The following is a 24739-nucleotide window of genomic DNA, read 5'->3' as shown; positions in this document are numbered from 1 at the left end:
GCAAAATGCGTATCTGCAAGCCCTTTCAGGCCAGTATTAAGTCGTGATATTTACGCCTGAAATTGACGGAATCGCTAAGACTGATTCATTAATAGATTAACTCTGGCGAGTTAAAAGGACTTGTTTTTTCATGGAACACCGCGAAGAACAGATATAACCAGACGGTGGCGGAATACGGGACGTTTTCCATGAATGCATTAGGGACGATAAGCCATGTTGGTAATAATAAAAACAAAAATAAAAAGCCTTACCCTAAAGCTAATCTGTGTCTGCTACGCGGCAACGGCGTATGCAGACGATCGTATTGATTTTAATACCGACGTGCTTGATGCGGCAGATCGTACCCATATCGATCTATCGCGTTTTTCAACCGATAATTATATTCCCCCCGGATATTACCTGCTGGATATTCATGTTAATGGTCAGCCCATTGGCCAGGAGCGAATTCGTTACGTAGAAACATCTGAAGGAAAGATGTCTCAAGCGTGTATCAGTAGCGAGCTGGTGGATAAATTGGCGTTAAAAGAGGAGGCGCGGATGAAAGTGACGCAACTCCACGAAAACTGTTATTCCCTGCAAAGTTTACCCGGGGCTAAATTGAGGAACTACGCTGGCGTGCTGGAAATCAACGTGCCGCAGGCGTGGATGAAATATAACGATGCCAACTGGACCCCGCCAGAGCGCTGGGACAACGGTATCGCGGGGCTGCTTTTCGACTATAGCCTGAATGGACAGATAACCCGACAATTCGACGGAAGCCGCAACTACAGCTCGGTATCGGGCTATGGGCAGACGGGTGCCAATATTGGCTCCTGGCGTCTGCGCGGTGAATATCAGACCAGTTATTACAGTAACAATCATCAGGTAAGTTTCGACTGGAACCAGATTTACGCCTACCGGCCGCTGCCGATGATGGCAGCCAAATTAACCCTGGGAGAGATCTATCTCAACTCGCAGGTCTTCGACACGCTGCGCTTTACCGGGATCAACCTCGCCAGCGATGAACGGATGCTGCCTCCCGCACTGCAAGGCTATGCGCCGGAAGTGCACGGTATTGCGCGCAGTAATGCCAAAGTCACGGTAAGCCAGAACGGACGCGTGGTTTATGAAACCACCGTGCCTGCCGGTCCGTTCAATATTCAGGATCTGCGCAGTTCGGTGCGCGGTACGCTTGATGTGCGCGTAGAAGAGCAGGATGGTTCAACCTCTACCTTCCAGGTAAACACCGCCAATATTCCGTATCTCACTCGGCCGGGCTACGTGCGTTACAATTTTTCCGCCGGCACCCCCTCGGTCTATAACCATAAGCTGCAGGGGCCATCGTTTATCTCCGGTGATTTTTCCTGGGGGGTCAGCAACGCCTGGTCGCTTTATGGCGGTGGACAGAGCTCCGGCGAGGAATACTCCGCTGCATCGATCGGTATTGGGCGCGATTTAAGCTTGCTGGGGGCTATTTCTGTCGACGCCACTGAATCTTTGAGCCGACAGCCCGACGGTGAACGGCTTCACGGCACCTCCTACAAGCTGAGCTATGCGAAAACGTTCGACGAATATAACAGCTCAATCACCTTCGCGGGTTACCGCTTCTCGCAGGAAGATTTTCGCTCCATGGCGCAGTACCTCGAACGACGCTATCGCAATGACAGCCATCTGGGGCGCGAAAAAGAGATGTATACCATCACGGCGAACAAAACCTTCTGGGCTGACGAAGCGGCTAAGGCCACCAGCGTCTTTCTGACCTATACGCACCAGAACTACTGGAACAGGCTTAGCCGCGATCGCTACGGCATGTCCGTTAGCCGTACCTTCCGCGTGGGGGATATCAGCGGTATTAGCGCCGGCCTCTCGGCATACCGTTCCGATTACCTGGGGCGTACGGATGATTCGATCTCATTTTCTCTGTCACTGCCAATGGGTGATAGCAAATGGGCGGGGCTGGATATCCAGTCCAGTAACGGCAAAAGCAGCCCGATGGCGTCTTACACCAATAACAGTGACTACAACAACCTGTGGCGCATTCGTGCCGGTGCCAGCCAGCACGGAAATGCCAGCGCTGATGGTTACTATCAGCGCCGTTCACAGCTGGCGGAGATCAATACCAACGCCAGCTATCAGCAAAACCGCTATATGGCGCTTGGCACTACGCTGCGCGGCGGCTTTACCGCCACGCGGCATGGTGCGGCGATGCATAACAGCAGCGCAACGACGAGCACGGCACGCATGATGGTGGATACCAACGGCATCGGCGGCGTGCCGCTGAACGGCATGAAGTCGAGGACCAACCGCTTTGGCATCGCCGTGGTACCGGACGTGGTCAGCTACAACAGCTTCGATACTCGTGTTGATGTTGACGCTCTGGACAACGATATCGAGCCGTCAAAAGCCATCAGCACCACCACGCTCACCGAAGGGGCGATTGGTTACCAAATCTTCGGCATGGCGAAGGGCATGAAGATGATGGCAACGTTGCGTCTTGCGGATAACAGCGTGCCGCCATTTGGCGCAGAAGTTTATAACGCGGACGGCGTTAGCGTGGCAATGGTACTGGAAGACGGAAAAGCATGGCTCGCCGGAGTCAATCCGGACGAAACCCTGAACGTCACCTGGGGTGGCAAGCAGCGGTGCCAGGTGACGCTACCGCCAGGCTCCAGCGAACAACGCCCGGACACGTTGCTGCCGTGCCGCTGAGTACACTGAAAATCTGTAATTAAGGGAAAAAATGAGCGACAAAAAACACAAAGGATTCTGGATTGCGGCCGCCGCCCTAAGCGTATTCAGCAGCGGCGTCCAGGCCGGAATTTCACTGGACCGTACGCGGGTGGTGATCACCGAAACAGAGGCGTCATCAAGCGCCAATCTGTCTAATTCCAGTGCGGATATTCCTTTTCTTGCGCAGTCGTGGGTAGAGGATGAAAAAGGGAACAAAATCACTGCACCGCTGATCGTTTTGCCGCCATTGCAGCGTATTAACGGCGGGCAGAAGGGGATTGCCCGCGTGTCGAAAACGGCGGGCATCGAAAAGCTGCCAAAGGACAGAGAGAGCCTCTTCTATCTCAACGTGCGCGAGATACCGCCGAAACCGGATAAACCGAACACGCTACAGCTGGCGATGCAGTCGCGCATCAAGCTGTTTTATCGGCCAGCTGCGGTGATCCCGAAAAGCAAAAGCGCGATTTGGCAGGACCAGGTGATATTTAACAAAAGTGGTGGTCAGATGACGGCGCAGAACCCAACGCCGTATTACATCACCATTATTGAGCTATCGGGAAAGGAGGGGAAAAAGATGACCCGTTTCCCTGGTCTGATGATCGCGCCCAAATCCAGCCAGCAGTTTGACATTACTGAAGCGGACGTTCGCGAGTTTTCCATGATGTATGTGAACGATTACGGCGGTCATCCCCAGCTGAAATACCGCTGCGAGGGCAATACCTGTAAAGCGTTGTCGCCTGCACAGCAGAATCAATAATCAGGGAACCAGACAATGCGCAACCCATTTTCCTACATTGCACTTATGGCGTTTGGCCTGATGCTTCCCAGCCTTGTATCGGCTGAGGTAGAGGGTGAAATTGTTCCGGTCGGCGGAACTCATCAATACACGATCAAAGTGGATAACACGGACATCACCTCTAACCAGGCTGGTGCGACCATTTCTAACGTATTTGATCTGGCGGGTTCATTTCCTGGGCGGGCTTATTGCTCCCATCCCCTGACCAACCAGCCGGTCTACTTTACATCGCAGGCTGCGTTAACCAAACCGGGGTCAAGTCCTGGCTATCTTTATCTCAACGAATTTATGGATGTCAAAATTGAGATTTTTATCGGCGGTAATCTGCAACAGTACAGGACAGTCCCGTTCGACAACGTCTCTAACGGAAGAAATCAGAACCAGTGCACGCCACCCAGCTCGCAACTGGAAAATGAGTTTGCCTCTGGTGCAAAAGGGCGGGTGACTTTTATGATCACCAAGCCAATTATCAATGGGGTGGATTTAACCGGTACTGAAATTGCCCAGCTTTTTGGTCGGCTAGGGTCGGGGCCGATCGGCAGTACTCCGCTCTCACTTATCTCCATTGCTTCTGGCGTTATCACCGTTCCGGACAAATGCAGGATCAACGAGGGCAGGCCGGTCGTTGTGGATTTCGGCTCTATCCCCGGTAGCGGAAGCAAACTCGACGGCACTCGCTACAGTCAAAACGTACCGATTCGTGTCAAATGTGAAGGGGGGAGTTTTTCGCAGGGGGCATTAAACATCAAACTAAAAATACATCAGGATAATCCGGCGTTCAGCGACGGGAAATACCTGAGCACCAGCGGGCCAGGCGATCGCTCTGAACTGGCGATCTCGCTGAAGGATGCGATGGGGAATCCCGTTGTGCCAAACACCCTTTACAACGTGCCGGGCTTTACGAATAACGAAGGGAGCTGGGATCTTGTGGCGGCTCCTCTTGCTAAAACCCCTACCTCCGCGATCCCGGAAGGTGCCTTCAGCGCGTCGGCCACAATAGTGGCTGAATTCCAGTAAGGAGGAAGGATGAATTCCATCATCATCGCCGCCGCACTCCTGTTCGCAGTGTTGTCTTCTGCTCCGGCCATGGCGAAAGCGGTATTAATCGGCGGCGATCTGAGGTTTGAAGGTGAGGTTGTGGCGTATCCCTGTAGCGTTGCCCCGGAGTCTGAACGCGTACCGGTAAACTTTGGCGAGATTTCCACGAAATCCCTCTATATCAATGGGAAAAGCATACCGGTTCCGTTTTCCATCAGGCTACAGGACTGTAACCCAGGGCTGCTAAACACCGTGAGCGTGACGTTTAGCGGGGATGAAAATCCGAATCTGGCAAATCATCTGGCTATCAAGGCCACGGCAGGGGGAAATGCCAGTGGGGTGGGAATTGGTCTGCTGGAGGCCGACAATACGCCCGTCAGTCTGGGGGTGCCGACGACGCCGGTCACGATCGGCGACAGCGTCATGCAGCTTGACCTACAGGCATTTGTCGAAGCAGAACCCGATGCCTTATCTAAGGGAACGCTAACCGCCGGGCCTTTTAGCGCAACGGCGTACTATTTGCTGAATTATCAGTAACGTCATCAACAGGGATGTGAGGCATGATGTATCAGTGTTTACTTTTCGATAAAAATATCTATTTTTCGCAAGGGATAAAAACAGCACTTTTAAATTCCTTTGAAGAAGGAAAAGACGTTTTTTATTCCGCAACGGACGACTATGGCTATTTTCTCGAAAATTTAAAGAAAAAAGTGAAAGATGATTGTCGTATGTGGGTGTTTTGCGACCTTGACAGCTTGCCGCAGGAGCGTTTTCGTGCGCTGAACGTAATAAAAGACGTTTATCAGCATGAGAACAAAAAGCTGATTATCGTATTAAGTAAACATAATATGCCTCTTTTTTCTACGCTGTACACTTTGCTACCTGATGCTCATTGGTTGCTCAAAAGCGAGGAGGTTAAACATATAAAATCCTTCTTTCTTGGGCTGTTTGAAAAAAAAGGGAATGAGAGTCGATTCAGTTTTTCACTGGTTAACGACACCCGAAATAAATTACGAAGCGGTGATGTGAATTATACGATTTCATCCCATGAGTGGTGGCTAATAGAAGAGCTGCTTAAAGGTAAGTCACTTTCTGAAATTTCTGATGAAGTGGGCGTAAATATACGCCGCTTGAGCTATGTTAAGCGCCTGCTGATGAAAAGATTAAATATCAAAAACAATATTGCCTTGTTTGAAGTCGTTAAAGAAATCATTCCTTAACTTAACAATATATTTAAAAAATTATCGGTGAAATGATTTGCCGATATTTCGCCGCGTGCTATTGCACGTGGTTTTACTCAACGTATGGAGAACTGAAATGAAAAAAATGACTGCTGTCGAAGCTGCAACCGTTGTTGGTGGGACCTGTAAGACCTGTGAAATCAAATATCAGAACGTGACCTCAGGCGGCGTAACCGCGTGTAAAATGATCACCACCTGCACAGACAAACACGGTACGACGACCAGCATGAAAGATGTAAACGCAAGCAACTGCGGCGGCATTTTAAACTAAGTCGTTAATTAACTAATGCCCGGATGAAATATGCCCTCCGGGCATTTCTTTCTGCAGAGATGAGAAAATTATGTCTATGAAGTTCAAACCGATTGCTATTGTCGGCTATTCGCTATTTCTGGTCGTTACGTCTTCACTGATAACGGTGCTGTACTATCACCTTTTTGTCTTTAATACCTTTGCGGGTGACAATAGCCAAACCCAGTCATTGCGTGAGGTGAGTAGAGAACAGGTTGTCAGTAGCCCGATAAAAGAAGATCACAGCATTATCGAAGTCATGTCCTACGGCTGCCATTACTGCGCTGCTAATGAAGAAGATCTCGCCAAGTTTTCTCGCTCACTCCCTGCGGGCAGCGTATTTAAAACGATCCATATTGCCGGCGGCGGCAGCGGTCTTGCTGCCTACGCGCCGATATTTGCCACGCTCACGGAAATGGGGGTTGAGGAGCAATATCGCGACAGCGCCTACAACGCCATTATTGCACGTAATATCGATCTTAATAATGAAAATGCACTGGTGTCATGGCTGAAAAAGAATGATATCGACGTGGAAAAATATCAGTCCGTGCGCCAAAGCGATGCTGTTAAACAGCGTATTGATGATATGGCTGACATAACGCGTCATTACGCGATTAACGCTACGCCGATGTTTATTATTAATAAGCGCTATGTTGTCGCTCAGGATCGTGATTTCCCTGAGTTTGCCCAGCGTATGCAGAAGCTGCTCAAAAAGGATAACTAATCCCCGTGATCAGGTTTTTTATTGTCTGGAGCGTCTTCAGTTTTAAAAATGCTATCGGAACGCTCTACGCGCTGCGCCGCTATGTTTCGCGTGCGGCGATCGGCGTTTTGCGCAAGGTGCTGCGCTACGGGCATATTCCGGGGGTGCTCGCCGTTGCGCGCCTGCTCTGCGCAATGCGCATCACCGGGCGTGCTTTCCGTTTGCAAAATGCGGTGGCGACTGAGAATTTTCGTTGCCTGACGGGCCAGTCTGGACGGATTAATGCGGCATGGATAGCGGTGCGCCGCCGCCTGCTGGAGGAAGCCGCAACCTGGGGGCAAAACAGGGGCTTACTGCGTCAAATCCAGGCCTGTGCCACAGAACTGGATGCGGTGGTAGCGCCGCTGCATCGTGAGAAGACGCCGGTTATCCTTGCTCCTCTGCATGCCGTGTCAGATGTTCTCGCCGCGATGGTAGCAGCCAGCGTCACTCCGGGAAAAGCCAGCGTGGTGGTCTCCTCAAGCGCAGAGATCTATAACCAACGCGCCCGCGCAATGGGCGGGATCTCGCTCTCTTACTGTTCGATTCATCAGGAAAATAAAGCGCTGGCCAGTAACCTGATGTCGCTGATCGCCGATGTGGCCGCTGGCCAGCAAAACATGATTATTTTTCCCGATATCTCGCCAGACTACACCGTGCATGCGCAGGGTGCGCCGGCGGCTAAACTTCCCTGCCGCCTGTTTGGCCGCGCCGCGAAACTACACAACGGCGTAGTACGCCTTTCCGGGGTTATCTCCGCACCGGTGGTGTTTTATCACCTCTATTATGACCGTGGTCTGAAAATCCATATTTATCCCCCGGTTGCCGCGAAAACCGTTGCGAACGCCCTGCCCTGCATCATTGAACAGACTTTACGGCAACACCCGCAGGAGTGGCTGCTCTGGCACAGCCACTCCCTCTATTTTATCAATCACTGAACCTGATAATGAAAACAACGATCCCCCATCTAATCTTCCAGGAAGAGACCAACGAATGCGGTCTGGCCTGCGCGGCGATGCTGGCACACACTCAGGGACACAGCGTATCGCTCGAAACCCTGCGCGAGGTTTTTCCGGCTTCCGATCACGGCACTTCCCTCAACACGCTGATGAATATCCTGACCCGGCTGGGGATCGCTACCACGCCAGTGATGTTTGAACATCAGGAGCTGAGCGATCTGCCGCTACCCGCCATTTTGCATTACGGAGCCAGCCACTATGTTTTGCTGGCCTGGCGCAAGGGTAATCACGCCTGCGTAATGAACCCGGCGGTAGGAGAGCAATGGCTGCCTTTTGCGGCGCTCAAGCAGGAGATCAGCGGTTATGCGCTGATTGTCGAACCCGAACAGGATCTCTCGCCTGACCCTGAATTATCCCAGGTGGCAGAACACAAAAGCGCGCGGCAAGCCATGAGCCTCAAGGAAACCGCCGCCGTGCCCGGTATCTACCGGCTGATGCTGCTAACGTTTCTCGTTGCGCTCACCCTGTTTCTGATGCCCACGATGGTCAGCAACACCATTAATCAGGCTTTTTCCAACGAGGATAACGGCGCTTTCCCCTATGGTTGGTTTATCGTCGCGTTTATTGCCTCCACCCTGATGGCGCTGGGCGTCAGGGTCATCAGCGAACGGTTTATAAAGCGTTTTGTGTTAATCAACAGCGGGCTGGGGTTCTCTCGCCTGCTTAGTAACCCCCTGCGTTTCTTTGAGAAACGTGCGCCGGGGGAGATATTCAGTCGTTTCACGGCCTGGCAGAGCGGCCTGTTGCAAAAAATTGAGCTGGATAACGGGCTGCGCTGCGACTGGGTCATCTGCGCTATCGCCCTCGCCATCATGTTCTGGATTGCGCCGGTGCTGGCGGCCATTTCCGTGGCCGGGGTGACGATAATGGGGCTGATCAGCGTGTGGGCGGTGATACGCGATCGTTGGTATACCCAGCAGCTACAGCTGAAGAGTGCCGCTCTCAACGACTTTTTCATGGAAACGCTACAGGGCATTCTGACGGTGAAAACCGCCGGGATGGAAAGCCAGCGTCAGGCGCAGTTTGCCTGGTTCAGTCGCGACCTGTTCTCCAGCCTCCAGCGTCAGAAAATTTACCAGCAGGTAAAAGAGGGGCTTTATCAGCTGACGGGAAGCCTGGAGATGGTGGTGTTTATGCTGATGGTGCTGCCGATGGTGCACGGTAAACTTATCTCACTGGGTGACTTTTTCGCCTACAGCTTTTTGCGCCAGATATTTACCTCGTACGTCACGAGGATCTTTTTCTCTATTATCCAGAAATCGCAGCTGCATATCATTGATACGCGAGCGCACAGCCTGTTCCCTCAACGGGACAATGCCGGTGAACCGCTGCTGCCGGGTCAACAGCCGATCGACAGCGTTCCCGATCTTCATTTTGAAGGCATTGACTATGGCTACGACCCGGAGAAAACCATTCTGGATTCCATTTCTCTCACCCTGACCGCCGGTGAGCAGATTGCCATTGTCGGCGAATCCGGTTCAGGCAAGAGCACCTTACTGCGCCTGATGGCCGGGCTATTTTCTCCACAGGCAGGCACGTGCTATGCCGGGAACACGCCGTTACCCCGCCAGCATCTGGCACAGTTTGTCTGCCTGCAAAGTCAGGAAGATATTTTGTTCAACGCCTCGGTGCGCGAGAACATCACCCTGTTTGATGCCGGTTACCGCGACCGCGACCGTAGCCTGATTGAGGCACTGTTGGAATCGCTCGCCCTCGGCGACGTGGTGAAGGGATTACCCGGCGGTATTGATGCGCTGGTGCGTGAAAACAACGCCGCATTGTCTCTTGGTCAGCGTCAGCGTTTGCTGCTGGCGCGGGCGATGTACAGCTCACGACCGGTTTTACTGCTGGACGAGCCTACCGCGAACCTGGACGACGAAACCACCGTTATCGTGATGGACGCTATCCGTTCACATTGTCAAAAATATGGAAAATCGCTGATCGTCGTCACTCATAGCGACGCGGTTCTCTCGCAGTTCCAGCAGGTTTATCAGCTGGTTGACGGCAAACTCACCCGCACAGGAGCCTGCACATGAGGCGTAAATCTCGTTGGATGCTGGCAGTCTGCGGCGTGGCGATAGTGGCCCTGGCCGTCGCAGGAGTCACCGTCCTGCTCTCCTCTGCACCCCATGACAGTTTGCAGCTTGAGACCATTGACACCGGCAATATTGAAAAAGAGGTACTGGTTACGGGAATGCTGAAACCGGCGATGCAGGTCAACGTGGGCGCGCAGGTGAATGGCCAGCTGCGTAAGCTCTATGTCCGTCAGGGCGACAGGGTGAAAAAAGGGCAGCTTCTGGCAGAAATCGACCCGACAATCCAGGAGTCAGAACTGAATAATGCCCAGGCGCAGCTGGCCAGCGCCAAAGCACAGAAGCTCTCCGCCCGGACAACCCTACTGCGCTATCGCCAGGAGTATCAGCGGCAAAGCATGATGATGCGCGATGGTTCCGGCGTGCGCAGCGATTTTGAACAGGCCAAGGCGCAGTACGATGCGCAGATACAGCAAATTGAGGTGAGCCAGGCGCAGATCGTGCAGGCCGAAATGGCGGTAAAAACCGCTAATGCAAATCTTGGCTATACGCGGATCGTCGCACCGATCGATGGGGAAGTGCTGGGCATTGTCACCCGTGAAGGGCAAACCATTGTGTCTTCTCAAACGGCACCGACCATTCTGGTGCTCGCCGATCTGGATAATATGCTGGTGCAAACGCGTATTTCCGAAGCCGATATCCAGAAAATTCACCCCGGCCAACCGCTGCACTTTTACGTTATCGCCAACCCTGATAAAGGTTACAACAGCCACATGGGGTTTGTGCAAACCGCGCCGCAGGAGGCGCTTGAGGAGCGGGATGGCAGAGCAAACGGCGCTAATCAACAGGCGAGCGCGGTCTATTACTCCGGTACATTTTCCGTTCCCAACGCCTCTCGTGAGCTGAAAACGTCGATGACGGCACAGGTTTTTATTCGTATTGCCGAAGCGAAAGACGTACTGCGCATCCCGGTTGCTGCCCTCGGACAGTCGCTGGATAAAGATCGCTACCTTGTGACCCTTTTTAAAGGCGGAAAATTGCAGTCTCGCACCATCCGCATCGGCATAAACAACCGCCGGTACGCGCAGGTTATTGAGGGGGTGCAGGCCGGTGATACGGTGGTGGTGGCGCAGGACGGGGGCGCAGATAAATAATGGAACCGATTATCAGCCTACGCCACCTGTACCGGGAGTTTAACGCCGGAATGGAAACCGTGCCGGTACTGACCGATATTTCACTGACGATCGCGGCAGGCGAGATGGTTGCCATCGTTGGCGCATCCGGCTCCGGCAAATCCACGTTGATGAACATTATAGGCTGTCTGGATAAACCGACCTCTGGTGAGGTGTTTATTAACGGTACGCCGGTACATGAGGCCGACAGTCAGCATCTGGCCGAGCTGCGCAGCCGTCATCTCGGGTTTATTTTTCAACGCTATCATCTGATGCCATATCTGACGGCGGAAGAAAATATCGCTATTCCTGCACTGTATACCGCAATGCCGGAAAAGGAGCGCAACAGACGTACACAAATGCTGGCGCGTAAGCTGGGTCTGGAAAGCCGTCTCCATCATCGTCCGGCGCAACTCTCAGGCGGTCAGCAGCAGCGCGTTAGTATTTGCAGAGCGTTAATCAACGGCGCGCATATTATCCTGGCCGATGAGCCTACCGGCGCGCTGGACAGCGTCAGCGGGCAGGCGTTGATGGACGTGTTGCACCAGCTTCACGCTGCGGGTCATACGGTGATTATCGTGACGCACGATCGCCATATTGCCCGCCAGGCCCAGCGCACGGTGGAAATCAGCGACGGCAGGATAATAAGTGATGTCCGTCATCGCGCGCTGCGCAGTCAGCTTACGCTGCCCGAACAGGATAATGGTCGAGCCTCGCCGGGGCGCAGCGTTCACCAGTCCGTGCGTATGGCCTGGCGATCGCTGCTCGGCCACCGCATGCGCGCCTTTCTTTCCATGCTGGGGATTATCATCGGCATCTCTTCCGTGGTCTCGTCAATGGCCGTGGGTGAAGGGGCGCGTCAGGCGATCATGAGCGAGATCGGCAAGCTCGGGAACACCACGCTGGAAATTCGACCGGGAACCGGGTGGAACAGTCAGCGTCCTGACATGGAGCGGGCGCTGTCGATGGATGATGTCAGCAGCTTGCAGAAGCTGCCGTGGGTGTCTGGCGTTTCTCCCGTGGTCAGCAGCATGAGCCTTGCAGTACGAAAAGGGGGGGATTCCTCAATGATGATCTCCGGCGTGTCGCAGGATTATTTTGCCTTACAGGGGCTGCGCTTCGTGCAGGGTAATGGATTTACCGCGCGCGACGTCGATGACGGAGAGCCGGTTCTGATCCTCGACGAGACCGGGCGCGACACGCTTTTCCCCGGCGGTGAAGACCCGCTGGGAAAAATTGTGCAGATTGCCGGCGCTCCGTGGCGCGTGATTGGCGTTGCTTCGAAACCCGGACCGAAAGTGGTGGCAGGCTTTATGGCCGCGTGGATGCCCTATACCTCGTTACAGCAGCGGATCACCGGGGAAAAACCGCTGGAAGCGATCACCTTGCGCTTTTCGGCGGCGCTAACCCCCGCAGAGGCAACGCGTAAAGCCGTACGCCATCTGATACGCGAGCACGGCAAGCAGGATTTCTTTACCCAGACTGACGACAGGCTGGCAAATGCTCTACAGAAAACCTCTGACTCTATGTCACTGCTGATCACGGCGATGGCGGCGATTTCGCTGCTGGTGGGGGGCGTCGGGGTGATGAACATCATGCTGGTCTCGGTGACGGAACGCACGCATGAGATTGGGATACGCCTCTCTGTCGGCGCCCGGCCGTCGGATATCATGAATCAGTTTCTGATCGAAGCGGTCACTATCTGCACGTGCGGTGGCGTGATCGGCATACTGGGATCGTGGATTTTTGGCTCCGTTTTCTCCCTGATAAGCAATGCGTTTTCGATGGTGTTTACCCCCTTACCGCTGTTGCTGGCGTGCGGCTTTTCCGCGTTAATCGGACTGACGTTTGGCTATTTTCCGGCGCGCAGCGCAGCCCGCCTCAATCCGACGGAGGCACTGGCACGCGAATGAAAATATCCGTTTTTCTTCCCGCTCTATTACTGCTGGCTGGCTGTGGTCACCTGACTCGCAGTGAATATCAGCGTCCGCTTCTTTCATTACCCGTTCAGTGGCAACCCGAAACCTCTGGGGATACCGGCCAGCAGTACGCAAACTGGTGGGAGAAGTTTGGCGATCCCCGACTCTCACGGGTGATTTCGCAGGTGTTGACGAGTAATAACGACCTGGCGGCGGCGGCGATGACGCTCCAACAGGCGCGCCTGGCCGCCGGTTTAACGGCGACGAATTTGACGCCGGAGATATCGGCGCGAGGGGCTGCCAGCAACAGCAAAAATCTGCGTCACGGCTCCGCGCCTGAGGAACGCTACAGCAGCGATATCACCGTCGGCTACGAGCTGGATTTATGGGGGAAACTGGCGCGAACCCGTGAGCAAAGTGAATGGGAGGCGGTGGCAAGTGCCGAAGACTACAAGGCTACGGTGCTCTCGAACATCGGCACCACCGCGCAGCTTTACTGGAGCATCGCCCTGTTTAACCAGAAAATTGCCAACCAGCAGCGTGGCCTTGCTCTTTCAGAGCAAACCGTGCGGCTGGTGCAATCCTGGTTTAATGCGGGCAAGGTCGGTCGGCTTGATCTCCTGCAATCGCAGCAAAAGCTGCTCGATCGCCAGAACCAGCTGCGAACGTTTCAGCAACAGCGTGAAAACGCGCGCAACGCGCTGGCGCTGTTACTCAACCGTCCGGCGGAGCAGCATGCCGATGAGGCCACCGTTCTCGATGCGAACCAGGCTGTGCCGATCGTGCAAAAAACACCGCTGCATGTCATTGCCCAACGCCCCGATATTCAGGCGGCGGAGTCGCGTCTGCGCGCCTCGCTGGCGGGCTACGACGCGGCACGCCTGAACTTCTATCCCTCACTTTCGCTGGACGCGTCGCTCAATGCGGGCAGCCAGATTTTCAGCCAGTGGTTCAGCAATCCCATTCGTGTTGTAGGAGGCTCGCTGGCGCTACCGTTCATTCAGTGGAACGTCACGCAGCTGACCATCAGGCAGGCAGATTTACGGGTTAAGCAGGCCGCGCTGGCCTTTCGCTCGACCGCCTATACCGCCCTTGCCGAAGTGGATAACGCCATGGAAAAACGTCTGAGTGCAACGGAACAACGCAGCCGACTACAGCAATCCCTGAAGCTCAGCCAGCGCCGCTTAGCGCTCACCGACAGCCGTTACCGGGCCGGGGCAACCGACTTTACCTCTCTACTCGATGCGCAGGATGACCTGATGACGCTGGAGAACAGCCTTGCACAAACGCAATACGACTACCTCTATGCCACGCTGCAGCTCTGGCTGGCGCAAGGGGGAGGCGAAACGCAATACAGGATAACCAATGAAGAAGCTGAATAACGAACTTAAACGCGTTGTCGTGACCGGGTACGGTGCCGTGACGCCGCTGGGCGCAACGGCTGCCGAAAGCTGGCAGGCGATCATGGATAACCGGCTCGGTTACCGCTACGTTGATAAAAAGGCGCTCAATATAAACACCCATTTTCTCGGGCTAATCGATGACGAGCCGAGCCAGAAAGGGATACCTGCCGTTATCCGCCGTCGCCTGCCGCGCTTTGCGCGCTTGACGCTGGGTGCCGCGCGGCAGGCGATGACGATGGCCTTTGGCGATACGCCGCCGCAGGTGTTTTATCACTCGCTAAACTGTGGCGCGATCATGGGAACCGGCTGGGCAGGGCTTGATGAAAGCTACGGTGCGCAGGCCGAATTTGCCGCCACCGGAGTGACTTCGCCATTTAACTGTTTCTTCGCGATGCCCAGCGTAACCACTGCCGCCTGTAGCCAGTTCTGGGGGTTGAATGGCTATCAGAATACCGTTATCGCCGCCTGCGCTACCGGTACGATGGTGATCGGCGATGCTTATGAAGTGATCCGCAGCGGCAGAGCACAAATGATGTTGGCAGGTGCCGGCGAATCGCTGACCAGCCACTGTGCGGTATGGAACATTGACGTGCTGGGCGCGCTGAGCAAGGAGACATCGGATCCGCAGCGAGCCAGCTGCCCGTTCAGCGCGCATCGCAGCGGATTTGTGCTCTCTGAAGGCGCGGCGGTGCTCTGCCTGGAAGAGCGGGAAGGTGCGCTGGCGCGCGGGGCAACCATTCTTGGTGAAATCACCGGATACGCCAACTTCTCTGATGCCTGGGACTTTACCTCGCCGGCGGATAATTGCCTGGCCCGCGTTCAGACCATCACCCAGGCTTTGCGCCGGGCGGACCTGGAGCCACAGCAGCTGGACTATATCAATGCTCATGGCACCTCGACGCCGCTTAACGATCTTAACGAAACTCAGTCGCTGAAAATGGCGCTGGGCGAGGCGGCGTACGCGATCCCCGTCTCCAGCACCAAGTCGTATTCTGGTCACCTGATCTCGGCGGCAGGTGCCTTTGAAAGTATTGTCTGCCTGCAGGCGATCGGTCATGGGACGATGCCCGCCACGGCAAACTACCAGCAGCCTGACGAACGGTGCGATCTTGATTATATCGTCGAAGGGCACCGTGCCAGCGACGTCAGGCGTACGCTCAACCTGAGCTTCGGTTTCGGCGGTGCCAATGCGGCGTTGGTTCTGGAGAAGCACTCATGACCCCTCTGCACTACGAGCTAAGCGATGCCCGGCGCTGGGCCGCGTTCTCCGGAGACTACAATCCGGTACATTTTGATGAGCGTTGGGTCAGGGCGCAGGGAGGAGAAGGACTTAGCGTCCACGGTATGCGCGCATTGCTGGACGTGAAGCGTTTTATCAGTCCAGCGGAGGCCCCTTCTCCGTGGCTGAAATGCACCGTACGACTGCGTCGGCCGTTACGCTGTAATACCACCTATAGCCTGATGCGTGATGCCGGCCGCCGCGTTGCGGCAACGGTTGCCGAGCTGCCTGCCGGGCAACCCTGCATTTCCTGCCAGATTATGCCGGAAACTGTGTTTCCGACATCAGCCAATGCCAGTCAGAGCACGTTGGACAGCACTGCGTTTATGCGGCTGCAACAGGCATTTACACCGCTGCTCCCCGATGCACAACGCTGGCATTTCCTGGATGCGCTACTGTTTCGTCATTTGATTCAGGATGATGCCCTGCTACGTCAGGAGGCCATTGCGGCCCTGCTGCCACAGCGCATTAACATGGAAACGCTGTTTGTCCGTTTTCCGGTAGTACAGACTCATCAGGAGGTCGTTTTTGACCGCGGCCTGCTGGCAAACTGGAGCCCGCACGCTCCCGCTGAATCGCTGATCGTTGAAACGCTGCCCGCGCTGGTGGTGGGCGATCTGCGGCAGGGTGCGATCGTACGCATCGCCAGCCGAACCCGCTATCAAAACCACGCTATCAGCAATGCGGTGACCCTTAAAATTGGCCCAACCACCGCGCAATAACACATGGAGAATATCGTGCCTATTTACGACAAAATTAGCGAAATGATTTGTGATGCAAAAGACCTGGAGGCGGACGCGATTACGCCAGATACCACCCTGCCGGAACTTGAACTGGACAGTCTGGACTATGTCGAGCTGATGGTGCTGGCGAAGCGGCAGTATGACGTCACCCTGACGGCTGAGATGTTTGTCAATCGACCGTTTATGACGCTGCGTGAGCTCTGCCAACTTATTGACCATGAGAGGGTGCGTTGATATGGCCGAAGAATGGATACTGATCACCGGTGGAAGCCGTGGGATTGGTCAGGAACTGGTGACTCATCTGCTGCCAGAATGGAACATCGTCTTTACCGGACGTAGTGAAAAAGACATCATCCGCACGCAGAGCAGCGCGCAGAGCATGGGCACCTCAACGTGGGTCAAAGGGATTCGCTGTGATGGCAAGGATGAAGCCTGCGTAGAACGCACGGCACGGTGGCTAATCGATGAGTTTGGCGCACCTGCGGCCGTGATCCATAACGCGGGAATGACGAACGACGCGCTGCATATTCATCAAACTGCGCAGGACTGGCGCGATATTCTCGATAACAACCTCATTTCCGTGCTGAACTGGAACCGGCAGCTATTGCCGGCGATGATGACGCGCGGTAAAGGCTCCGTGGTATTGATGTCTTCAGTCACCGCGCTGAAGGGGAACAGTGGACAGACGGCTTATGCTGCCAGTAAGGCTGCGATGATGGGGCTGTCACGCTCCCTGGCGCGGGAGGTGGGGCGCTTTGGCATCCGGGTAAATTGCCTTGCGCCGGGGCTGATTGCGGGCGATATGGTGCAGGCTATTGCAGAACCAAAACTGAAAGCGCTACGAAAAAATATTCCGCTGCGTCGGCTGGGGCAGGCGAATGATGTTGCCCAGGCGACGGCGTTTCTAATTGGAGAGGGAAGCAGCTATCTTACCGGGCAGACGCTGGTACTGGATGGCGGTTTATCCGCCTGATAGCTATCTACCGCGAGAACGGGCGTTTCTCGCGGTACGCTCCGCAGGCATACTGCGGAAAGCTACCATTACCTAACAGCAGCAGGTTATCGCCCGATCTTTTAATAAAAATGATGTTTTTACCCGGTTTTTTATCAAAAAGTAAATTATTTGAAATCTCATCATCGGCATCGTCGACTGCGTCACGAAAGGTGTCGACGCTTATTATTTTATACAGGTTCGCACCTTTATTATAAACTTCATACTTCAGCATTAGTGTACGAGAGATAATGGATTTTTTATCTTTATGATTAAGCAGGCCGTCAATTCGGATAAGAATATTTTTGTCAGTCATATTGGCATAAATAATTCCGTTGGAACGAATTATGTCACTATTGATGCTCTGTAAAATAGAAAAGGGTGACTCACAGGAAAATGCTGGCTTTATAGTGAGGTGTAATATCGATGCTGCCAGAATGACTACAGAGCAGAAGGCAACGAAAAATATGGCCAGTCTAGACATTTTTAATATCTCTAATATAAACGCTGGTGCAGATATCTTTTTTTTTGTCACATTCCGTTATTAGCAGCTGGGTGATATTACCCAGCTCGCTGTCGATTTTTTTATTATAAAGATAAATGTCCTTTGGTGTTGAACAATTCAGCTGCCTGCCGATTAAATCAAAACTATTTTTGATCTCTTGCAGAGAAGATGATGAAAATCCATAAAAAACGCATTTTCCCTGAACCCGCGTTGTTACGCCAGCAGACGTATTCTTTTTATCAGGTGACGCGGTGAGAAGCGCAAGGATTATGGCCAGCATGATTGCACCAGCTAAAAAAAAATAGGCTTTTGGGTGATGAACGACGGAGGGGCCCGCTGGCAACGCCCTATCTACGACTGAGTTTACCTGATCTTCCGCATGAACGACCGTGGCCTTTTTAGATATTTTAAATCCGACGCGCGGTACGGTAACGATAATTTCTTTCTCAACACCTAAATCATTCAGCGTTCTGCGTAATATAGAAATATATTGGTTCAGATTGCTGTTTGACGCGCGCGCACCGAATTTATCGAAAACCGACTGGAAGATTTCATTCCTTGATAGTATATCCCCGTGATGATTAAGCAAAACGTTAAGCAGGCGTGACGATGTCTGGGATAGATCGACCCGATCTCCGGTAAGCCGGTTAACCAGGTACGCATTTTCGCTGTCAAAAGTAATAAATCCCTCAATATCGAACCTCATGTTCTTCTCCACGCCAGACCGTGCTCCCTGCTTTCAAACAGACTGTTTAAGTTAAAAAGTAGTAAATATTAGATAAAAAAACTAATTTTACGTTCATTATAAGCTAATGTTGCTATCAGATGTCCGAAATCCCATACTGCCGTCTTACTTTTAAGTCCATGGGATGAGGCCAAATGAAATTCTCACGGTGTTGTTACGGCTCAGGTGCGTTACACAAAAATCACACTAATTCTCTAGACAATCTGCTGGCATTAGCTGCGGGAATGGGTATAAGCAACTTCGCAACGGTTAACGCACCGGAGCAAATATCTATTCTCGAATTATTAAGAGAGCATCGTCCTGAAGGACTGTCTACAAGGGATCTTGCTAACATGTGCGGCATTTCAATCTATAAAGTCAGGCATTTACTTCTTCCATTAGAACGATATGGCCGCGTCAGCAGAGATAAGATGCAAAAACATCATCGATGGTTTTTATCTAAGGAACCGACAGGAATGTAGAGGTACGTTAACAATTTATGTTATCGTTTGCAGCAATAACCGTCAAGTCAATAACGTGGCTTCTAAATGTAAAAAAATAAGCGTGAAGTTATACAAACATTAGAGCCTTCCTAATGCTTGTTTTTGATTTATTTACAATATTTATAAAATAACGTTATTAGCTGGAGGTTTTTTTGTTTTTGGATGTATTTACTTTTCATCACATTTGCGCTTAGCATTTTTAGTTATTGATGGTCGAGATGGTTACTGTCTTATTAAATTTTTCTAACGTGTTTTAGCCTTTTATCTGAATGAGAAAGTATATTAACCCTCATCCCGTGCAGATAATCCTCTGCATGCTGACGAGTACGATTGATGTCGGGCAGAGTGGTAATCGACAATAATTGAAAACCGTATGTTTTTTTGAAAAATTTGTCACTTATCAGGTGACATCCCGTCATTGTATTGGCTCTGGCCGTTCATAAACGGCAAGTAGACGGGGGGCGATAGCGCCGGGTGTTTCTCTGGCGTTGAAGACGATTAGAAAAGTGAAAAAGTTACAGCGTGCGTCCTGATGATACGCTAATGCCCTCTGCTCGGCGCTTGTCAGGCCGTCACGATCGACCGGGGCCTCCGTTGTTTTTTTTCTTCGCAAGCTTTGTTAACTATTTGTGCGCACACATTCAGGTTAATTAATGCAAACCCATGTTGTACTGCCGATGTTGCGATTGTCGCGTGTTTTTTTCATTCTTCCATTGTTTCTTCACTGGCAACTCTTTCCCCGTGCAGGTCTTTTCAGACTGAACCTGCAAAAACCGTCCGCTGATCATTGTTCGCAACCCCTGGCCGCAGCGCTGCTGCCGTTTGAAAGATTGTATTTACAGGACAGTGAAAAGATTTAATTTCCCTTTTCCTTATGCGATGCTTAAGCCCCGTTTATCAAAAGGACTCAGGTCATGCCCGACGACTCCCGTTGTACCTTTACGGAAGGCAGCGTCACGCTGCCGGAAGGCTACAGCGACCGTACCGTTAACGTGCTGCTGGCCGGTGACGATGCGTCTCCCTCTCTGAATATCTCGCGCGACACGCTCCGGCCCGACGAAACGCCGGCGGACTACATTACCCGCCAGCTCGAAACGCTGTCCGGCAGCCTGAAGGGCTGGGTGCTGAAGGGGCGCGAGGCGGCGCAACTCGGTGAAGAACGGCTGCCCGGCGAGTGCGTGTCTGCCAGCTATCTGCGCGACGGCCGGCGTATCTGGCAGCGCCAGGCGGTGTTTACGCCGGGCGAAGGGCGCGTGCTGGTGTTTACCCTGGCGCAGCCGCATAAGCTTTCATCACGGGATGACGCCCTGCTGCAACGGGTGCTGGCAAGCTATCGCGCACCCATGGAAACCGGTCAGGAATAAAAGGAACTTATTATGAGTGAAGCCGCACGCGTCGGCGACGCCATCGGCCATTCCGCCGCGCTGGCCGGGATGATTAGCGGTACGCTGGTCGGCGGGCTGATTGCCGCCGCGGGGTCCGTGGCCGCCGGCGCGCTGTTCGTCGCCGGGCTGGCCTCGTCCTGTCTTGGTATCGGCGTGCTGCTGATTGGCGCGAGCCTGGCGCTGGGGTATCTCGCCGGGGAGGCGGGCACGGCGGCGCGCGACGGCATTGCCGCGGCCGGGGCGGGCAGCGTGTCGGCCTCGGGGCAGATACTGACCGGCTCGCCGGACGTGTTTATCAACGGCAAGCCGGCGGCCATCGCCACGGTCAGCCAGGCGGGCTGCGATAAGGACGGGCCGTCGATGCAGATGGCCCAGGGCTCCGACCGGGTGTTTATCAACGGCCGGCCCGCCGCGCGCGTCGGCGATAAAACCAACTGTGACGCCACGGTGATGGCCGGCTCGCCCAGCGTGCGCATCGGCGGCGGCACCGTCACCACGCTGGCGATAAAGCCCGAGGTGCCGGAGTGGGCCTACAAGGCCTCCGACCTGACGCTGCTGCTGACCGGGCTGCTCGGCGGCGCGGGCGGCGCGCTCAGCAAGGTGGGTAAGGTGGGCAAACTGCTGGGCAGGCTGCCCGGCATCAACAGGCTGGGGCAGATTGCCTGCCGCTTTGGCACGCTGATGACCGCCGGCGCGGCGGCGGGCATTATCGCCCGCCCGGTGGATATCATCAGCGGGCAGAAGTTTCTCTCCGGCGACGACGAGCTGGACTTCGTGCTGCCGTCGCGCCTGCCGGTCGAATGGCAGCGCTACTGGCGCAGCGGCAACCCGGCAGAGGGCGTGCTGGGGCGCGGCTGGAGCCTGTTCTGGGAAAGCAGCCTGCAGCGTCACGGCGACGGGCTGGCGTGGCGCGCGCCGTCCGGCGACCTCGTCTCATTCCCGATGGTGCCGTGCGGCCATAAAACCTACTGCGAGGCGGAAAAGTGCTGGCTGATGCACAACGCCGACGGCAGCTGGCGGCTGTACGACGTCGGCGAACAGTCCTGGCACTATCCGCTGCTGGACGGGGAGCATCCCGCCCGGCTGAACATGCTGACGGACGCCGCCGGCAACGCCACCTCGCTGTTTTATGACGAGCAGGGACGGCTGGGCGAACTGGTGGACGGCGCGGGCCAGCGCCTGGGCTGCCGCTATCTGACCACCGCGGCCGGGCGGTCACGCCTGAGCGCGGTGCTGCTGCACACCCCGGACGGGGAGCGCACGCTGGTCAGCTACGCGTATGACGACGAAGGGCAGCTTGTCACCGTGCGCAACCGCGCGGGCGAGGTCACGCGCCGCTTCACCTGGCGCGACGGGCTGATGGCCAGCCACCAGGACGCCAACGGGCTGCTGAACGAATATCAGTGGCGGGAAATTGACGGCCTGCCGCGCGTCACCGCCTGGCGACACAGCGCCGGGGAAGAGCTGGCGCTGCACTACGACTTTAACGGCGGCACGCGCCGGGCGGTGCGCGACGACGGCATGCAGGCCAGCTGGCAGCTGGACGACGACGACAGCGTGGCGCAGTTCACCGACTTCGACGGCAGCCGGCTGGCGTTCGTCTACGCGCGCGGCGAGCTGTGCGGCGTGCTGCTGCCGGGCGGCGGCCAGCGCCGGAGCGAGTGGGACCGCTACGGGCGGCTGCTGAGCGAGACCGACCCGACCGGGCGCAAAACCCTTTACCAGTACGACCGTAACGGCGACCGCCTGGTCTGCGTCACCCACCCGGACGGCGGCCGCGAGTATCAGCAGTGGGATGACCGGGGCCGCCTGGTTAAACAGACCGACGCGGCGGAAAACAGCACGCTTTATCACTATCCGGATGAAGAAGAGAGCCTGCCGACGCGCATCACCGACGCCCTCGGCGGCGTGGCCCGGCCTGAGTGGAACGGCCGGGGGCTGCTGACGCGCTATACCGACTGCTCCGGCAGCGTCACCGCGTACGGCTATGACGTTTTTGGCCAGCTCACCGACCGCACCGATGCGGAAGGCAACGTGACCCGGTATCTCTGGGACGCCGCCGGGCGTCTGCAAACCCTGCGCCACGCGGACGGCAGCGAGGAGCACTTCGCCTGGAACGAACGCGGGCAGCTGGCGCGCCATCAGGACCCGCTCGGCGGCGAGACGCGCTGGCGCTACAACCTGCTGGGCCAGCCGCTCAGCGTCACCGACCGCATCGACCGCACGCGCAGCTGGCACTACAGCCCGCGCGGCTGGCTGACGCGGCTGGAGAACGGCAACGGCGGCGAGTACCGGTTCAGCTACGACGCCGCCGGGCGCCTGACCGGCGAACGCCGCCCGGACAACACCGACCGCCTGTACCGCTACGGCCCGGACGGCCAGCTTGCCGAACGCCGGGAAACCAGCCCGCAGGACGGCCTTACGCCGCCGCCTCACCGCCTGCACCGCTTCCGCTATGACGAGGCGGGGCGGCTGGAATGGCGCGGCAACGACAGCGCCGAATGGCGGTATCACTACGACGCGGCGGGCAGGCTGAACGCGCTGGCGCGTACGCCGACCGCCGCCGGGGCGGCGCTGGGGATTGAGGCGGACCGCGTTGAGCTGAAGTACGACGGGGCGGGCAACCTGCCGTGCGAGCGCGGCGTGAACGGCGAGCTGGGCTACCGGTGGGACGCGCTGGCCAACCTGCAGGCATTGACGCTGCCGCAGGGCGACGGCCTGCAGTGGCTGCACTACGGCTCCGGCCACGTCAGCGCGGTGAAATTTAACCGGCAGCTGGTCAGCGAATTTACCCGCGACCGCCTGCACCGCGAAACCGGGCGCAGCCAGGGCGCGCTGCACCAGCAGCGCCGCTACGACGCGCTGGGCAGGCGCAGCTGGCAGAGCAGCGCCTTCAGTGACGGCAGGATAACCCGGCCGGAAGAGGGCATCCTGTGGCGGGCGTTCCGCTATACCGGGCGTGGCGAGCTGGCGGGCGTCAGCGACGCGCTGCGCGGCGAGGTGCACTACGGCTACGACGCCGAAGGCCGCCTGTTGCAGCACCGCGAGCTGAAGTCCGGCAGGGTGGGGGGCAGGCTGCTGTATGACGCCGCCGACAACCTGCTGGGCGAGCAGGCCCCGCACGACGACCCGGAACAGCACCCGCCGCCGCGGCCGCTGGGCGACAACCGCCTGGCGCACTGGCGGCGGCTGTTCTACCGCTACGACGCCTGGGGCAACCTGGTCAGCCGCCGCCACGGCGTCAGCGAGCAACATTACACCTATGACGCCGACAACCGCCTGATACGGGCCCGGGGCTTCGGCCCGCAGGGGGAGTTCAGCGCGCGGTATCACTACGACGCGCTGGGCAGGCGCACCCGCAAGGAGGTGACGTACGCAGGAAAATCCGCGCAGACCACGCGCTTCCTGTGGCAGGGCTACCGCTTATTGCAGGAGCAGCGGGCCAACGGCACGCGCCGCACCTGGAGCTACGACCCGGAAAGCCCGTGGACGCCGCTGGCGGCCATCGAACAGGCGGGAGAGGGGCCGGAGGCGGACATTTACTGGCTGAACAGCGACCTGAACGGCGCGCCGCTGGAGGTCACTGACGCCGAAGGTAATCTGCGCTGGTCGGGTCAGTACGACACCTTCGGCAGGCTGCTGGGCCAGACGGTGGCGGGTTCAGCACAACGCACGGGGCCGGTGTACGACCAGCCGCTGCGTTATGCGGGGCAGTACCAGGACAACGAGAGCGGACTGCACTATAATCTGTTCCGTTACTACGAGCCGGAGGTGGGCAGGTTTACCACCCAGGACCCGGTGGGGCTGGCGGGGGGGATGAACCTGTATGCGTATGCGCCGAATCCGCTTAGCTGGATCGATCCTCTTGGTTTAACGAAATGTTCGCCGAACAAGAAAACGACTTATGAAGGTGTCAGCCGCAGAGATGCGCTCAGGCAGGCTAAACGTGATGCTGGCATACCAAATAATCAACATCCCAAATCAATAAATCGTCCTGACTTGATGGATGGTTATGGTAAAAGATTTTTGGATGATAATGGAAAAGTAGTAAGAACAAGAGAATATGAGTTTACCAATATTGACGGCAAGGCTGTTTATATTCAGGAACATAGCTTAGGTCATGCTAAAGCAACACCTTTACATGGGGCTGAACCTCACTTTAATGTGAGGCCAATAGATGATTTAAGTGGCGAAGTATTAAATACTGGTAGTGTTCTTGGTACTCATGGTCACTATAATTTTTAAGGG

22 protein-coding genes are annotated in these 24739 nt (G+C 55.6%); 20 read left to right on the top strand and 2 right to left on the bottom strand.

Going from position 1 to position 24739, the window contains the following annotated elements:
- The first annotated feature begins 213 nt into the window (after positions 1-213).
- The 16 genes from ETA_RS16300 to ETA_RS16225 all read left to right on the top strand — a co-directional run bounded on the left by ETA_RS16300 (position 214) and on the right by ETA_RS16225 (position 17356).
- Positions 214-2688, top strand: a complete 2475-nt coding sequence (locus ETA_RS16300; RefSeq protein ID WP_012442717.1) for a fimbria/pilus outer membrane usher protein — start codon at positions 214-216, stop codon at positions 2686-2688.
- A gap of 31 nt (positions 2689-2719) precedes the next feature.
- Entirely contained in the window at positions 2720-3466 is a 747-nt protein-coding gene (locus tag ETA_RS16295) for a fimbrial biogenesis chaperone (protein WP_012442716.1), read from the top strand.
- A 15-nt stretch (positions 3467-3481) separates the two neighbouring features.
- On the top strand, positions 3482-4522 hold the full coding sequence (locus ETA_RS16290; RefSeq protein ID WP_012442715.1) for a fimbrial protein: 1041 nt from the start codon (positions 3482-3484) through the stop codon (positions 4520-4522).
- 9 nt (positions 4523-4531) lie between these two features.
- Positions 4532-5080, top strand: coding sequence for a fimbrial protein (locus ETA_RS16285; RefSeq protein ID WP_012442714.1), 549 nt, complete (start codon positions 4532-4534; stop codon positions 5078-5080).
- A 23-nt stretch (positions 5081-5103) separates the two neighbouring features.
- Positions 5104-5763: a transcriptional regulator gene (locus ETA_RS16280; protein WP_042959169.1), complete on the top strand. Its 660-nt coding sequence runs from the start codon at positions 5104-5106 to the stop codon at positions 5761-5763.
- Positions 5764-5860: 97 nt separating this feature from the next.
- Positions 5861-6055 carry a DUF4762 family protein gene (locus ETA_RS16275; protein WP_042959168.1) on the top strand — a complete coding sequence of 65 codons (195 nt, stop codon included), beginning with the start codon at positions 5861-5863 and terminating at the stop codon, positions 6053-6055.
- 76 nt (positions 6056-6131) lie between these two features.
- Positions 6132-6797: a DsbA family protein gene (locus tag ETA_RS16270; protein ID WP_042959167.1), complete on the top strand. Its 666-nt coding sequence runs from the start codon at positions 6132-6134 to the stop codon at positions 6795-6797.
- Positions 6798-6802: 5 nt separating this feature from the next.
- Positions 6803-7753 carry a lysophospholipid acyltransferase family protein gene (locus tag ETA_RS16265; protein WP_012442710.1) on the top strand — a complete coding sequence of 317 codons (951 nt, stop codon included), beginning with the start codon at positions 6803-6805 and terminating at the stop codon, positions 7751-7753.
- Positions 7754-7761: 8 nt separating this feature from the next.
- A complete protein-coding gene (locus tag ETA_RS16260; protein WP_012442709.1) occupies positions 7762-9870 on the top strand; it encodes a peptidase domain-containing ABC transporter in 2109 nt (702 codons plus the stop codon).
- Complete coding sequence (locus ETA_RS16255) at positions 9867-11021, top strand: efflux RND transporter periplasmic adaptor subunit (RefSeq protein WP_012442708.1); 1155 nt, start codon at positions 9867-9869, stop codon at positions 11019-11021. The genes ETA_RS16260 and ETA_RS16255 overlap by 4 nt, the downstream gene beginning before the upstream one ends.
- The gene (locus ETA_RS16250) at positions 11021-12952 is read left to right on the top strand and encodes an ABC transporter permease (protein WP_012442707.1); all 1932 of its coding nucleotides are present in this window, start codon (positions 11021-11023) and stop codon (positions 12950-12952) included. The genes ETA_RS16255 and ETA_RS16250 overlap by 1 nt, the downstream gene beginning before the upstream one ends.
- Positions 12949-14340 carry a TolC family protein gene (locus ETA_RS16245; RefSeq protein ID WP_012442706.1) on the top strand — a complete coding sequence of 464 codons (1392 nt, stop codon included), beginning with the start codon at positions 12949-12951 and terminating at the stop codon, positions 14338-14340. Before ETA_RS16250 ends, ETA_RS16245 begins: the two co-directional genes overlap by 4 nt.
- The gene (locus ETA_RS16240; protein ID WP_012442705.1) at positions 14324-15580 is read left to right on the top strand and encodes a beta-ketoacyl-[acyl-carrier-protein] synthase family protein; all 1257 of its coding nucleotides are present in this window, start codon (positions 14324-14326) and stop codon (positions 15578-15580) included. Before ETA_RS16245 ends, ETA_RS16240 begins: the two co-directional genes overlap by 17 nt.
- Positions 15577-16362, top strand: coding sequence for a hotdog family protein (locus ETA_RS16235; protein ID WP_012442704.1), 786 nt, complete (start codon positions 15577-15579; stop codon positions 16360-16362). Before ETA_RS16240 ends, ETA_RS16235 begins: the two co-directional genes overlap by 4 nt.
- A 3-nt stretch (positions 16363-16365) precedes the next feature.
- Entirely contained in the window at positions 16366-16617 is a 252-nt protein-coding gene (locus tag ETA_RS16230; RefSeq protein ID WP_012442703.1) for an acyl carrier protein, read from the top strand.
- Position 16618: 1 nt separating this feature from the next.
- Complete coding sequence (locus tag ETA_RS16225; RefSeq protein ID WP_012442702.1) at positions 16619-17356, top strand: SDR family NAD(P)-dependent oxidoreductase; 738 nt, start codon at positions 16619-16621, stop codon at positions 17354-17356.
- 7 nt (positions 17357-17363) lie between these two features.
- Here the strand turns inward: ETA_RS16225 and ETA_RS16220 are convergent, their stop codons facing one another.
- Both ETA_RS16220 and ETA_RS16215 read right to left on the bottom strand, forming a co-directional pair.
- On the bottom strand, positions 17364-17858 hold the full coding sequence (locus ETA_RS16220) for a FidL-like protein (protein ID WP_012442701.1): 495 nt from the start codon (positions 17856-17858) through the stop codon (positions 17364-17366).
- Entirely contained in the window at positions 17851-18585 is a 735-nt protein-coding gene (locus ETA_RS16215; RefSeq protein WP_012442700.1) for a winged helix-turn-helix domain-containing protein, read from the bottom strand. The genes ETA_RS16220 and ETA_RS16215 overlap by 8 nt, the downstream gene beginning before the upstream one ends.
- 173 nt (positions 18586-18758) lie before the next feature.
- Here ETA_RS16215 and ETA_RS19450 point away from each other — a divergent pair, with 173 nt between their 5' ends.
- The 4 genes from ETA_RS19450 (at position 18759) to ETA_RS16205 (ending at position 24736) form a co-directional block, all read left to right on the top strand.
- Positions 18759-19085, top strand: a complete 327-nt coding sequence (locus tag ETA_RS19450) for a FaeA/PapI family transcriptional regulator (protein WP_071819196.1) — start codon at positions 18759-18761, stop codon at positions 19083-19085.
- A gap of 674 nt (positions 19086-19759) precedes the next feature.
- The gene (locus ETA_RS20080) at positions 19760-19966 is read left to right on the top strand and encodes a hypothetical protein (RefSeq protein ID WP_157861820.1); all 207 of its coding nucleotides are present in this window, start codon (positions 19760-19762) and stop codon (positions 19964-19966) included.
- Between the two features lie 54 nt (positions 19967-20020).
- Positions 20021-20470 carry a DcrB-related protein gene (locus ETA_RS16210; protein ID WP_012440613.1) on the top strand — a complete coding sequence of 150 codons (450 nt, stop codon included), beginning with the start codon at positions 20021-20023 and terminating at the stop codon, positions 20468-20470.
- A 12-nt stretch (positions 20471-20482) separates the two neighbouring features.
- Complete coding sequence (locus ETA_RS16205) at positions 20483-24736, top strand: RHS repeat-associated core domain-containing protein (protein ID WP_012442698.1); 4254 nt, start codon at positions 20483-20485, stop codon at positions 24734-24736.
- Positions 24737-24739: the final 3 nt, after the last annotated feature.

Origin of the sequence: Erwinia tasmaniensis Et1/99, assembly GCF_000026185.1 — a bacterium.
Lineage (GTDB): Bacteria > Pseudomonadota > Gammaproteobacteria > Enterobacterales > Enterobacteriaceae > Erwinia > Erwinia tasmaniensis.
This window is presented reverse-complemented; position numbering and strand designations above follow the sequence as displayed.